The sequence below is a fragment of the Chenggangzhangella methanolivorans genome, assembly GCF_042648545.1.
GTDB lineage: Bacteria > Pseudomonadota > Alphaproteobacteria > Rhizobiales > Methylopilaceae > Methylopila > Methylopila methanolivorans.
In genome coordinates this window covers 572969-585269 of sequence record NZ_JBHRXS010000006.1, presented here as the reverse complement: position 1 = coordinate 585269, position 12301 = coordinate 572969, and the positions used below count along the sequence as shown (strand labels likewise).

At 69.4% G+C, this 12301-nt stretch carries 11 protein-coding genes; 4 read left to right on the top strand and 7 right to left on the bottom strand.

Going from position 1 to position 12301, the window contains the following annotated elements; translation table 11 throughout:
• Positions 1-39 precede the first annotated feature (39 nt).
• From ACFOWB_RS14115 to ACFOWB_RS14105, 3 genes are read right to left on the bottom strand one after another with little or no spacing between them, the layout of a single operon-like run.
• On the bottom strand, positions 40-1575 hold the full coding sequence (locus ACFOWB_RS14115) for a PhnE/PtxC family ABC transporter permease (protein WP_378147908.1): 1536 nt from the start codon (positions 1573-1575) through the stop codon (positions 40-42).
• The gene (locus ACFOWB_RS14110; protein WP_378147906.1) at positions 1572-2240 is read right to left on the bottom strand and encodes an ATP-binding cassette domain-containing protein; all 669 of its coding nucleotides are present in this window, start codon (positions 2238-2240) and stop codon (positions 1572-1574) included. Before ACFOWB_RS14110 ends, ACFOWB_RS14115 begins: the two co-directional genes overlap by 4 nt.
• 13 nt (positions 2241-2253) lie before the next feature.
• On the bottom strand, positions 2254-3144 hold the full coding sequence (locus tag ACFOWB_RS14105) for a putative selenate ABC transporter substrate-binding protein (protein ID WP_261402839.1): 891 nt from the start codon (positions 3142-3144) through the stop codon (positions 2254-2256).
• 246 nt (positions 3145-3390) lie between these two features.
• Between ACFOWB_RS14105 and selD the strand changes: the two genes are divergently transcribed.
• Positions 3391-4461 (top strand): selenide, water dikinase SelD, encoded by a 1071-nt coding sequence (selD, locus tag ACFOWB_RS14100; RefSeq protein WP_378147903.1) that lies wholly within the window; start codon positions 3391-3393, stop codon positions 4459-4461.
• 10 nt (positions 4462-4471) lie between these two features.
• On the opposite strand, the gene ACFOWB_RS14095 is transcribed toward selD, so the two are convergent.
• From ACFOWB_RS14095 to ACFOWB_RS14085, 3 genes are all read right to left on the bottom strand, one after another.
• Positions 4472-5947: a protein adenylyltransferase SelO gene (locus tag ACFOWB_RS14095; protein WP_261402838.1), complete on the bottom strand. Its 1476-nt coding sequence runs from the start codon at positions 5945-5947 to the stop codon at positions 4472-4474.
• Positions 5948-6020: 73 nt separating this feature from the next.
• Positions 6021-6548, bottom strand: a complete 528-nt coding sequence (gene ripB, locus ACFOWB_RS14090; RefSeq protein ID WP_261402837.1) for a (R)-specific enoyl-CoA hydratase RipB/Ich — start codon at positions 6546-6548, stop codon at positions 6021-6023.
• 220 nt (positions 6549-6768) lie between these two features.
• Positions 6769-7743, bottom strand: coding sequence for a tripartite tricarboxylate transporter substrate-binding protein (locus ACFOWB_RS14085; protein ID WP_261402836.1), 975 nt, complete (start codon positions 7741-7743; stop codon positions 6769-6771).
• Between the two features lie 160 nt (positions 7744-7903).
• Here ACFOWB_RS14085 and ACFOWB_RS14080 point away from each other — a divergent pair, with 160 nt between their 5' ends.
• Positions 7904-8833 (top strand): LysR family transcriptional regulator, encoded by a 930-nt coding sequence (locus ACFOWB_RS14080; protein WP_261402835.1) that lies wholly within the window; start codon positions 7904-7906, stop codon positions 8831-8833.
• A 274-nt stretch (positions 8834-9107) separates the two neighbouring features.
• On the opposite strand, the gene ACFOWB_RS14075 is transcribed toward ACFOWB_RS14080, so the two are convergent.
• Positions 9108-10271 carry an acyl-CoA dehydrogenase family protein gene (locus ACFOWB_RS14075; RefSeq protein WP_261402834.1) on the bottom strand — a complete coding sequence of 388 codons (1164 nt, stop codon included), beginning with the start codon at positions 10269-10271 and terminating at the stop codon, positions 9108-9110.
• 165 nt (positions 10272-10436) lie between these two features.
• On the opposite strand from ACFOWB_RS14075, the gene ACFOWB_RS14070 reads away from it, so the two are divergent.
• Complete coding sequence (locus ACFOWB_RS14070) at positions 10437-11561, top strand: CaiB/BaiF CoA transferase family protein (RefSeq protein WP_261402833.1); 1125 nt, start codon at positions 10437-10439, stop codon at positions 11559-11561.
• Entirely contained in the window at positions 11558-12253 is a 696-nt protein-coding gene (locus ACFOWB_RS14065) for a class I SAM-dependent methyltransferase (protein ID WP_261402832.1), read from the top strand. Before ACFOWB_RS14070 ends, ACFOWB_RS14065 begins: the two co-directional genes overlap by 4 nt.
• Positions 12254-12301: the final 48 nt, after the last annotated feature.

Sequence of the window (12301 nt, the reverse complement as noted above, 5' to 3'; positions counted from 1 at the left end):
GAAGACGCCCCGGTCGCGCCGCCCGGACGCCCGCAAAACTCAACCTCTCGCCCCTCCGTCGAGGCTCGCCGTCGAGAGCCGTGTCGGGAGCGCGTCGATCCGCAGCGCCTTGCGCAGCCCGCGCGACAGCGCGTCGACGCAAAGCGTCAACAGTCCCGTCACGACGATCAGCACGACGGCGACGTCGAACCGGAGCTCCGAGATCGCGGCGTCGACATAGAAGCCGAGCGTGGCGACGCCGAGAATGCCGAAGATCGCGCTCTCGCGCAGGATCATCTCCCAGCGATAGAGCAGATAGGCGAGGAACTGGCCGTAGAGCCGCGGCGCGGTCTCGTAGGCGTAGAGGTTCAAGCCTCGCGGCGCGTCGGCGCGATAGGCCAGCCCGTCGGCCTGCCGGCCGAGCAGATAGCCGATGACGCCTGCGTTGTGGAGCGACAGCGCGACGATCGCCGGCAGCATCGAGGGGCCGAAGGCCTGCAGCAGCACGTAGGCCAGCATGTATTCCGGCGTCGAGCGCACCACGATCAGGATCAGGCGCCCGAGCGGTTGGCCGAGCCGCCCTGCGAAGCGCCGCGAGACCAGCGGGAACAGGATCAGCGCCCCGAACGCGGTCGCGACCAGCGCGATCTGGGACAGGACGAGCGTCTGGAACGCGCCCGGCAGCGCCTGGTTCGACAGGATCGGCCAGAGCCAATCGAGGAAGCGGCCCCAGGTCTCGGCCGACAGCAGGTCGCCGTTGCGCAAGGGCGCGGGCGTCGCCTGGCTGAAGAAGCGGCCGAGATTGGCGAGCGCCGAGCCCGCCGCGGGCGCCGAGGGCAGCGCTAGCAGGCTCCCGACGATCAGGAACGGCAGCACGGCGGCGCGCGTCCAGAGCCGCCTGGTGGCGACCACCGCGTAGAACGTGAGGAGCAGCGCCGCGGCCTCGGCATAGCGCCCCTGCCGGAACGCGCTTTCGAGGTGAAAGCCCATCGTGGGCAGGCCGATGAAGCCGAGCACCAGGGTGGAGCGCATGCCACATTCGAGCCGGTAGAGCGTGTAGGTGCGGATCGGCTCCATCAGGTCGGGCAGCCGCGCGAAGGCGAAGGCCGAGATCGCCGAGGTTCCCGGCGGCAGCACGCGGACGGCGGAAAGGTCCGCCTCCTCGATCATCTCCGAATAGACCTTGGCGCACATGCCCGCGTAAGGGATCGCGATCGCCAGCACCCCGGTCGCGGCCGAGAGTCCGAAGATCTGCATAAGCAGCAGCGCCCAGAACAGCTCGTGCACCGATCGGATCGAGGCGCAGAACACCCGCACGGCCCGCGAGCGCGCGAACACGATCGCGAGCAGAAAGCCGGTCCCGGCCCCGAGCCCGACGCCCGCCACCGCGAAAGCGACCGTATAGACCACGCTCGAAAGCTCGACCGCCGGGAAGTCCGGCCCGAGGAGGCCCGCGGCGAGGCGGCGCAGGTCCGCCCAGGGGTCGAGGCTGGTGATCTTGAGGTCGGCGGCGAACAGCGCCGCGACGGCGAGCGCGATGAACCAGCGGCTGACGGAGGCGTAGCCGAGCGACGCGGCCCGGCCGGGGCCGCTCACGCGCTCGCCTCGTAGAACCGCGCAAGCGCCGCGACGTCGAGGTCGCGCGACGGCGCGTCGAGCGCGATGCGGCCGCCGTCGATCGCGACGATGCGGTCGCAGCGTTCGAGCGCCAGCGGCACGTCGTGAAGCGCCAGGATCAGCGTCTCGTGGCGCTGGCTGAGCTGTTCGAGCACCGCCCCGCCCTGCCGTCGGTCGAGCGCGGAGACGGGCTCGTCGCCGATGAGCACCGGCCGCCCGTCATAGAGCGCGCGCGCCACCGAGACGCGCTGCTGCTGGCCGCCCGAGAGCGCTCCGGCCTGCGCGGAGAAATGCGCCTCCATGTCGACGAGACGCAGCGTCGCCCGCACCTCCTCGGCGTCGGCTCGCGCGGGGCGAATGAGCGTACGGAGATTGTGCAGCGTCGAGCGCCGGTCGAGCCGGCCCATATAGACGTTGTGGAACACCGAGAGCGTGCGCACGAGGGCGGCGGCTTGCGGCACGAGCGAAGCCTGCGCGCGCAGGCGTTCGTGGATCAGCCCCAGCAAAGTCGATTTGCCGGCTCCGGATCGCCCCAGAAGAGCGACCCGGTCGCCAGCGTTCACCGTCAGGTCGAGGTCGCGCAGGACGGGCTTGCCGCGATAGCCCGCGGTTTCCCCGCGGAGTTCAAGAAGCGGCTCGCCCATACTGCGCGCCGGCTTAGTCGAGCAGGCCGGTCGCCTTGGCGACCTCTTCGACCGGCGCGTAGGCGGCGTTGTCCACGGGGATGAACTTCGAGCGGGCGAACGGCTCCAGGATCGCCGGGTCGTCGACCGCGAGGATCGCCGCCTTCAGCTTTTCGGTGAAGCCCGCGCCGAAGGTCTGGTCGACGTCGCCGCGCACCGTCCACTGGTAGTCGGGATAGGGCGGGCTCTGCCAGATGACCTTGACCTTGGCGTCGTCAATCTTGCCGGCCTTCTGCTCCAGGCCCCAGACCGAGAAATCCACCGCCCCGACCTCGAAGGCGCCCGACTGGACGAGCTGGATGGTGCGGCTGTGGTCGCCCGAGAAGCCCACCGTCGGGAACACCTGCTCGGGCGTCTTGCCCGGAAAAGCCTGGCGGATGAAATGCTCGGGCATGACGCGGCCGGACGTCGAAGAGCGCGCGCCGAACGTGAAGGTCTTGCCCGCGGCCGCCTTCGGGAAGTCGGCGGATTTTTCGAGACCCGTGGCGGCGTTCGCGATGAAATAGGTGGTGAAGTTCGCGTCCTCCGCGCCTTGCGCGATCGCCTGCGCGCCGGCGTTGGCCTTGCGCGCCTGGACGCCGGTGAAGCCGCCGAACCAGGCGAGCTGCACCTGGCCGTTGGTGAAGGCGGTGACGGCGGCCGGATAGCTCTTCACCGGCACGTATTTCACCTTCACACCGAGCTTGCCCTCGAGATAGGTCGCGACCTTGGTGAAGCGCTGGACCAGACGGCTCTCGTCCTGGTCGGGGATCGCGGTGAACACGAAGGTCGGCGCGTCCTGCGCGCGCGCGGCGGCGCCGGCGAGCGGCAGCGCGCCGAGCGCCACGCCAAGGGCAAGTCCAAACTCACGACGGCTGATGGTCATCTGCGGGTCCCCTTGGGCCGGCGCGTTTCGCGCCTTGTCATTGCGCGCGCGGCCGGACGGACCCGAAAGAGCGTCGCGAGCGACGCCGAAGGCGAGTTTGCGGCCGACCGGCCAGCGCGGCCATTCTGGCGCGCCAGACGCGGCGAGCGCAATCCCTCGGCGCGGCCTCGCGCGGACATGGTTCGGCGAGCCGCTCGCTTCCGGCCAGGGCGTCGCCATATGGTGGCGCCGGAGGAGCAAGAACCGATGACCATCGCCGTCCAGCCGCCCGCCGGAGAACCGGTCCGCCTCACCAGCCTCGCCCATGGCGGCGGTTGCGGCTGCAAGATCGCGCCGGGCGTTCTCGCCTCGCTGCTCGAGCGCCAGCCGAAGCACGGGCCGTTCGAGCGGCTGCTGGTCGGCACCGAGACCTCGGACGACGCCGCCGTCTGGGCGCTCGACGACGAGACCTGCGTGATCGGCACCACCGACTTCTTCATGCCGATGGTCGACGACCCAATCGATTTCGGCCGCATCGCCGCGACCAACGCGATCTCGGACATCTACGCCATGGGCGGAACGCCGATCTTCGCGCTGGCGATTCTGGGCATGCCGGTCGGCAAGATCGCGCCCGAGATGGTGGCCGAAATCCTGAAAGGCGGCGCGGCGATCTGCGCAGAGGCCGGCATTCCGGTCGCGGGCGGCCATTCGATCGACAATCCGGAGCCGGTCTATGGCCTCGCCGTCGTCGGAACCTGCCCGCGCGACCGGCTGCGCAAGAACTCGGACGCGAAGGCCGGCGACGCGCTGATCCTGACGAAGCCGCTCGGCGTCGGCGTCTATTCGGCCGCGATCAAGCGGGAGGGACTGTCGGCCGAAGGCTATCGCGATTTCGTCGCGACCACCACGCGGCTGAACAGGATCGGGGCGGAGTTCGCCAAGGACCCCGCCGTCCACGCCATGACCGACGTCACGGGGTTCGGCGTGCTCGGCCACGGGCTCGAAGTCGCGAGCGGCGCCGGCGTGTCGGTGGTCGTCGAGGCCGCCGCGCTGCCGCTGCTGCCGCTCGCCGAAAAACTCTCGCAGGACGGCTACGTCACCGGCGCCTCGCACCGCAACTGGCAGAGCTATGGCGAGGCGGTCTCCCTGCCGGACGGATTCCCGGACTGGCGCCGGCATCTTCTCACCGACCCACAGACATCCGGCGGCCTGCTGGTGAGCTGCGCGCCCGAGAAGGCCGCAGAACTCGTCGCCCTCGCTCGCGGCGCGGGATTCGCGGACGCGGCGGTCATCGGGCGCGTCGAGGCCGGCGCGCCGCAGGTCCGCGTCGAGGGCTGAACGTCCTCGCTCAGGTGCCGCAAAAGGTGCGGTAGGGCCCGAAGTCGCCGGGCGGCGGGGAGGCGTAGGGGCTGTCATCGGCCGCGCGGTCGAAGGGTTTTTCGAGCGCCGCATGGAGGCGCTCGAAAGGAGCCATGTCGCCCTCCTCCACAGCCGCGGCGATAACCTCCTCGACCCGGTGGTTGCGCGGAATGATCGCCGGGTTCGCGGCGTCCATGGCCGCGCGACGGTCCGCGGGATCGCCGCCGTCCGTCGCAAGCCGCGCGCGATAGCGCTCGCCCCAGGCGGCGAATCCGGTCGGGTTCTCGAACAGCACGCCCATCGCGTCGGGCCGCGAGCCGTCGGCGTAGGCGCCGAGGCGGCGGAACGTCAGAGTGTTGTCCGCGCGGTTCTCGGCCATCAGCGCCAGCAGCTCCCCGATGAGGCGCACGTCGTCGTCCTGGCTCGTCGTCAGGCCGAGCTTGCGGCGATAGCCCTCGATGCTCGCCGCCTCGAAGGCCGGCGCAAAGCGCGACAGCGCGGCTTCGGCCGCCGCCACGGCTTTATCCTCCTCCTCAGACATCAGCGGGATCAGGCATTCGGCGAGGCGCGTCAGGTTCCAGAGCCCGATGCCGGGCTGCGCCCCATAGGCGTAGCGGCCGCGCTCGTCGATCGAGGAGAACACGGCTCCCGGATCGTAGCCGTCGATGAAGGCGCACGGGCCGTAGTCGATGGTCTCTCCGGCGACCGAGCAGTTGTCGGTGTTCATCACGCCATGGACGAAGCCGATGTGCAGCCATTGCGCGATGAGCGCGGCCTGACGCGCGATCACCGCTTCGAGCAGCGCCACGGCCTTGTCATCGCGCTGCTCGAGCTGCGGATAGTGCCGCGCGACCACATGGTCGAGCAGGCTCTTCAACGCCTCGTGGTTCCGGCGCGCGGCGAAGAACTGGAAGGTGCCGACGCGGATGTGGCTCGCTGCGACGCGGGTCAGCACGGCGCCCGGAAGCGCGGTCTGGCGATAGACGCGCTCGCCTGTCGTCACCGCCGCGAGCGCGCGGGTGGTGGGCACGCCGAGCGCCGCCATCGCCTCGCTGACGAGATATTCGCGCAAGACAGGCCCGAGCGCCGCGCGGCCGTCGCCGCGGCGGGAGAACGGCGTGATCCCCGCCCCCTTCAGCTGGATGTCCCGGCGGCGTCCGGCCCTGTCGACCACCTCGCCGAGCAGGATCGCCCGGCCGTCGCCGAGCTGCGGCACGAACTGGCCGAACTGGTGGCCGGCGTAAGCGGTCGCGATCGGGTCCGCGCCCGGAAGAATCGCGTTGCCCGCGAGCGCCGCCGCGCCCTCGGCCGTGTCGAGCGCGTCGGCGTCGAGGCCGAGCTCCGCGGCGAGCTTCCGGTTTAGCGCCACGAGCTTCGGCGCCTCGACCGGCGTCGGGGGCGTGCGCGCGAAGAAGGCTTCGGGCAAGCGGGCGTAGCTGTTGTCGAACGGGATGCTGAGGGTCACGGGGACCTTTTGCTTCGTGGGGCCATGGGGCTTCGATCCCATATGGGGCCGCCTGCCCCGTCGCGTCACCCCGTCAGTAGTTCGCGGCGTCGTCGGGCGCATGGCCGCGGCGATAGACCAGCATGGTGCGCTCGAAGCTCATCACTTCGACGCCGTCCTGGTTGAGGCCGCGGGTCGAGACTGTGACGATCCCCTGCCCCGGCCGGCTCTTGGACTCGCGCTTCGAGATGACCGTGCTCTCGGCGTAGAGCGTGTCGCCGGCGAACACCGGGGCGGTCGCCCTCACCTTGTCCCAGCCGAGATTTGCGACGACGCGGGCGCTCACCGTCCGTACGCTCATGCCGGTGAGGAGCGACAGCGTGAAGGTCGAGTCGACCAAGAGCTTCTTCCATTCGGTCTTGTCGGCGTAGGCCGCGTCGAAATGGACCTGCTGCGTATTCATCGTGAGCAGCGTGAACCAGACATTGTCGACGTCGAGCACGGTGCGGCCGGGGCGGTGCTCGTAGGTGTCTCCGGGCTCGAAATCCTCCCAGTGGAGGCCCGAGATCTCCCGGAAGCGGCGTTCGCCGACGATCTTGTAGGCGGGCAGGATGTCAGTCATGGCGGCGGTCCTCGAAATTTTGGCGAGCGCTGCGGTTTCTTTCCCCCTCCCCCTTGCGGGGAGGGGTTAGGGGTGGGGGTGGTTCCGGATGAAGCGCTGAGGGTGACATGGCTCTACGCCCAAGTGGGCGCTCGATCCTGAACCACCCCCACCCTCACCCTCCCCGCAAGGGGGAGGGATACTGAGAGGGCTCGCCCCTCATGAAGGAATGCGTCCGACCTCAGTCCGCGAACTCCCCCGCGGCCTTGATGATCGGGGCCCAGCGGTCGAGCTCGGAAAAATACTTCGCCTTGAGGTTCTCCGGCGTCGCCTCCTCGTCCGTCACCGGCGCGGTGCCGAGATCTGCGAAGCGCTGCTTCACCTCCGGATCGTGCAGCGCGGCCTTCAGCGCCGCCGAGAGCTTGTCGATCGTCGGCTTCGGCGTGCCCGCCGGGACGTACATGCCGTGCCAGACGCCGACCTCGAAGCCGTTGAGGCCCTGCTCAGCCGCGGTCGGCACGTCCGGCAGCACGGCGATGCGCTCCCTGGTGGCGGTCGCATACGCCTTGACCTTGTGGTTTTTCACCGGGCCGGTCGCGCCGGTGGTCTGGTCGCAGAGCAGGTCGACCTGCCCGCCCATCGTGTCGGTCATGGCCGGGCCGGTGCCCTTGTAAGGAACGGTCGTCAGCTTGATGCCGGTGAGCTGCATGAAATACATGCCGCAGACATGGCTCACTGCGCCGGGGCCGGCGTTGGCGAGCGTCACCTTGTCCTTGTTGTCCTTGAGATAAGCGAGCAGCGCCTTGAAGTCGGCCGGCGGGAAATCCGGGCGGCTGACGAGCAGCATCGGCACCGTGGTCACCTGCCCGACGAAGTCGAAGGCGGTCTTCGGGTCGTAGGCGAGCTTGCGGTAGAGCGTGGCGCTCGTGGTGATGCCCATGTGATGCAGCAACACGGTCTGGCCGTCGGGCGTGGAACGCGCCAGTCGCCCGGAGGCGAGCGTGCCGCCGGCGCCGGTGGCGTTCTCGACCAGCACCGGCTTGCCGAGCTCCCTCTCCATCACCTTGGCGACGAGGCGGGCCACGACGTCGGTCGGCCCGCCGGCCGCGAACGGCACCAGCAGCGTCACGGGACCGCTCGGGAACTCCGCCCTCGCCGGCCCCATGGCGAGCGCGAGGCCGAACACAGCTGCGGCCGCGGCCTTTCCAAATCTCATGCTGTCCTCCCGGTGCGGCCTTCGTGCGGGCCTTGAAGCGGCCTCCCTGCGGTATCGCGGGACGCTCGTCGCCCGAGACTAGCGAGCGCCGGAGCCTTCGAGAAATGTTATGTTCCGAAACCAGCTTTCGAATTCGTCGAAGGCACGGAAGGCGCTTTGCATGGACGTCCAGCAGCTCAAAACGCTGATCCACGTGGCCGAGCTCGGGAGTCTCTCGAAGGCCGCCGACCGGCTGCACATCGCCCAGCCCGCGCTCAGCCGCCAGATCCGGATGCTCGAGGAGGAGATCGGCCAGCCGCTGTTCGAGCGCCATGGACGCGGCATGCTGATCACCGAGATCGGCCGCGACGTGCTCGCCCACGCGACCAGGGTGATGGCCGAGCTCGACCAGATCCGCGCGGTGGCGTCGGAAGGGCGGCAGTCGTTCCGCGGAATGGTCGCGATCGGCATGACGTCCACCATCGCGGAGATCGCCACCGTGTCGCTCGCGGCGAAGATCCGGACCGAGCATCCGAACCTGCAGATGCGCTTTTCCTCTGCGTTTTCCGGCCATGTGATCGACTGGCTGCAGCGCGGCGAGATCGACATCGGCCTCACTTACGACCCGCAGCCGATGCGCTCGCTGCGGGTGCGGCCGCTGCTGACCGAGAGCCTGCTGCTGGTCGGCTCGGCCTCCGACCGCCTCAGCCGCGACGAGGCCCTGCCCTTCGCGCGCCTCGCCGACCGGCCGCTGGTGCTGCCGAGCCCGCGCCACGGCCTCCGCGCCATCATGGAGGACTGCGCCCGGCGGGCCGACATCCAGCTCATCGCCAGCGTCGAGGCCGACACCTATGGAGGCATGATCGCGCTGGTGCGCGCGGGGTTTGGCCCCACCATCCTGCCGCTCGCGCCGATCTTCGCGCAGGTGGAGCGCGGCGAGCTGACGGCGGCGCCGCTGGTCGATCCGACGCCGACGCGGCGGGTGGTGATCGCCTATCCGGCCGACCGCCCGGTCAGCCCCGCGGCGCGCTTCGTGGGCGACGCCTTCGCCGAAATGGCCGCGGAGTTGGTGGGGCGTGGGGTGTGGCTTGGGCACAAACTCGCCGCCTGAACCACAGCGGTCATGCCCGGTGCGCGTTCAGCGAGTTCGTTGCGGGCATCCACGACTTTCTGGGATCGTCGAGCGCTACGCCGAAGTCGTGGATACCCGCGCGAAGGCGCGAGCATGACGGCGGAGATGGAGTGCGTGCTTCGAGACGCCCGCTGACGCGGGCTCCTCAGCATGAGGGAGGTTTGGGCTTTCAGGAGCCTCAACGGTCCTCATGCTGAGGAGCGGCCCTCAGGCCGCGTCTCGAAGCACGCAGCTCCTCTCCTCAGCCAAAACCTCAAAACGACCGCGGCATCCCCAGAATGTGCTCGGCCACATGCGCCAGGATCAGGTTCGTGGAGATCGGCGCCACCTGGTAGAGCCGCGTCTCGCGGAACTTGCGCTCGACGTCGTACTCCGCCGCGAAGCCGAAGCCGCCGTGGAACTGGAGGCAGGCGTTGGCCGCCTCCCAGGAGGCCTTGGCGGCCAGATACTTCGCCATGTTGGCCTGCGCGCCGCAGGGCTCGCCGGCGTCGTAAAGCCGGCAGGCCTCGAAGCGCATGAGATTGGCCGCCTCGACCTCGATGAAGCTTTCGGCGATCGGGAACTGCACGCCCTGGTTCTGGGCGATCGGCCGGCCGAACACGGTGCGCTCCTTGGTGTAGGCCGAGACCTTGTCGATGAACCAGTAGCCGTCGCCGATGCACTCCGCCGCGATCAAGGTGCGCTCGGCGTTGAGGCCTGTGAGGATGTATTTGAACCCCTGCCCCTCCTCGCCGATCAGGTTTTCGGCCGGGATCTCGAGATCGTCGAAGAACAGTTCATTCGTCTCGTGATTGACCATGTTGGCGATGGGCCGCACCGTCATGCCGGTCTTCACCGCCTCATGGAGGTCGACGAGGAAGATCGACATGCCTTCGGACTTCTTCTTCACCTCCGAGAGCGGCGTGGTGCGCGCGAGCAGGATCATGAGGTCGGAGTGCTGGACCCGCGAGATCCAGACCTTCTGGCCGTTGATGACGTAGCGGTCGCCCTTCCTCACCGCCGTGGTCTTGATCTTGGTGGTGTCGGTGCCGGCCGTCGGCTCGGTCACGCCCATGGACTGAAGGCGCAGCTCCCCGGCGGCGATCCTCGGCAGGTACGTCTGGCGCTGCGCCTCCGAGCCGTGCCGGATCAGCGTGTTCATGTTGTACATCTGGCCGTGGCAGGCGCCGGAATTGCCGCCCGAGCGGTTGATCTCCTCCATGATCACCGAGGCCTCGGTGAGCCCAAGGCCCGAGCCGCCATACGCTTCGGGGATCAGCGCCGCCATCCAGCCGGCCTTGGTCAGCGCGTCGACGAACTCTTCCGGATAGCCGCGCGCCTCATCGACCTTGCGGTGATACTCGGCCGGAAAATCGGCGCAGAGCGCGCGCACCGCCTCGCGGATCTCGACATGCTGGTCGCCATAGGTGGTCTGCATCGGGGCTTCCTCCGGCGCTGTCGTTTGTTTGGGCGCACGCTAGGAAGACGGCCGCGATACATCGAATAGCAAATCGTTCGATGCGATATGCCGGATCGGTATATGTCTCGCGCGACCTATGCGCGGATACTCGCGCCGCCCCGAACCGCGGACAGAAGGACAGCCATGACCCGCCCGCTTGAAGGACTTCTCGTGGTCGCGCTCGAACAGGCGGTCGCCGCGCCGATGTGCACCATGCGGCTCGCCGACGCCGGGGCCCGCGTCATCAAGCTCGAGCGGCTCGACGGCGACACCGCCCGCCACTACGACCGCAGCGTGAAGGGGATCAGCGCCTATTTCGCCTGGCTGAACCGCGGCAAGGAAAGCGCGGCGCTCGACCTGAAGTCCGGGGAGGATCTCGCCCTCGCCCATGCGCTGGTCGCGAAGGCCGACGTCTTCGTCCAGAACCTCGCGCCCGGCGCGAGCGTCCGTCTCGGGCTCGGGGCCAAGGAGCTGACGGAGAAATATCCGAGGCTGATCGCGGTCGACATCGTGGGCTACCGGCAGTCGACCGAGGCGCGCTCCTTGCGCGCCTACGACATGTTGGTGCAGGCCGAGAGCGGCGTTTGCAGCGTCACCGGAACGCCGGACGAGGCGGTCAAGGTCGGCGTCTCGATCGCCGACATCGGCACCGGCATGAACGCCCATGCGGCCGTGATGCAGGCGCTTTACGAGCGCGAGCGGACGGGACGCGGCAAGGCGATCGAGATCGCGATGTTCGACTCGATGGCCGAGTGGATGGCGGTGCCGTTCCTGCACTATGAGCATCAGGGCAGGGTGACGCCGCGCACGGGCCTGAGCCATGCGTCGATCTTCCCCTATCACGTCGCCAGCTGCCGGGACGGCGGAGTGGTGATCGTCGTCCAGAGCCCGCCCGAATGGCGCCGCTTCTGCGACAAGGTGCTGGAGCGCCCCGAGGTCGCGACCGACCCGCGCTTCGCCGACAATCCGGGCCGCGTCGAGAATCGCGAGCCGCTGATCGCGCTCATCGACGAGGTGTTCGGCCGGTTCACCCGCGCCGAGATGATCGCAAGGCTCGAGGCCAACCAGCTCGCCTGGGCCAAAGTGTCGGACGTCGCCGACATGGCGGGCCACCCCGCGCTCACCCGCATGACCGCGACGCTGCCGTCGGGCGAGACCTTCGACCTGCCCACCTCCCCGCTCACCGCCGCCACCGCCTGCGCCGCCCCGCCGGCGCTCGGAGAGCACACCGCGGCGATCCGCGCCGAGGCGCTCGAGTCCGCCGCGTGAGCGCGCGGCCGGTCGCCGACACGCTGACCGTGATTTTCGAGGCGCTCGGCGAGGTTTCGGGCCGCAGCGTGCTCGACGCCGGATGCGGACACGGACGGCTCGCCGCAGCCCTGCTCGGGCGCGGCGCCGGCGTGGCGGCGGTCGATCCGGACGCCGCCGCGGTCTCCGCCGCGCGAACCGCCGCGCCGGCGGCCCGCGTCGAGCAGGCGAGCGCCGAGGCTTTGCCGTTCCCCGATGCAAGCTTCGACGGCGTCGTCATGCTGAACAGCCTCCACCACGTGCCGGTCGCGTCCCAGGCGGGCGCGCTGGCCGAGATGGGGCGGGTGGCCAAGCCCGGCGCGCCGGTCGTGATCGTGGAGCCGCTCGCCGAAGGCTCGTTCTTCGCCGCCATGCGGCCGGTGGAGGACGAGACGGAAGCGCGCGCCGAAGCCCAGGCAGCGATCGCGACGGCCTGCGCCGAGGGCGGGCCGCTCCGACTGATGGAAACGCTGGAATATGAGCGTCTCAACGCCTTTCCGGACGTCGAGGCGTTCCTCAGAGCGCTCGTGTCCGCAGATCCCGCCCGCGAAATCGCGCTTGCGGGCGCCCGGGCCGACGTCGAGAGGCTCGTCGCCGAGCATGGCGAGCCCGTCGCGAACGGCTTTGCGCTGCGCCAGCCGCACCGAATGCATCAGTTGGTGAAGCGGAGCTGAGAACCACTTCTGCTTTGCGGATCCCAAACGCTTTGCAGACCCCGGACC

What these genes read in the sequence shown, in the direction of transcription:
- ACFOWB_RS14110 (WP_378147906.1), bottom strand. Translation starts at nt 2,240, where the DNA reads ATGGGCGAGCCGCTTCTTGAACTCCGCGGGGAAACCGCGGGCTATCGC.
- ACFOWB_RS14105 (WP_261402839.1), bottom strand. Translation starts at nt 3,144, where the DNA reads ATGACCATCAGCCGTCGTGAGTTTGGACTTGCCCTTGGCGTGGCGCTC.
- selD (WP_378147903.1), top strand. Translation starts at nt 3,391, where the DNA reads ATGACCATCGCCGTCCAGCCGCCCGCCGGAGAACCGGTCCGCCTCACC.
- ripB (WP_261402837.1), bottom strand. Translation starts at nt 6,548, where the DNA reads ATGACTGACATCCTGCCCGCCTACAAGATCGTCGGCGAACGCCGCTTC.
- ACFOWB_RS14085 (WP_261402836.1), bottom strand. Translation starts at nt 7,743, where the DNA reads ATGAGATTTGGAAAGGCCGCGGCCGCAGCTGTGTTCGGCCTCGCGCTC.
- ACFOWB_RS14080 (WP_261402835.1), top strand. Translation starts at nt 7,904, where the DNA reads ATGGACGTCCAGCAGCTCAAAACGCTGATCCACGTGGCCGAGCTCGGG.
- ACFOWB_RS14075 (WP_261402834.1), bottom strand. Translation starts at nt 10,271, where the DNA reads ATGCAGACCACCTATGGCGACCAGCATGTCGAGATCCGCGAGGCGGTG.
- ACFOWB_RS14070 (WP_261402833.1), top strand. Translation starts at nt 10,437, where the DNA reads ATGACCCGCCCGCTTGAAGGACTTCTCGTGGTCGCGCTCGAACAGGCG.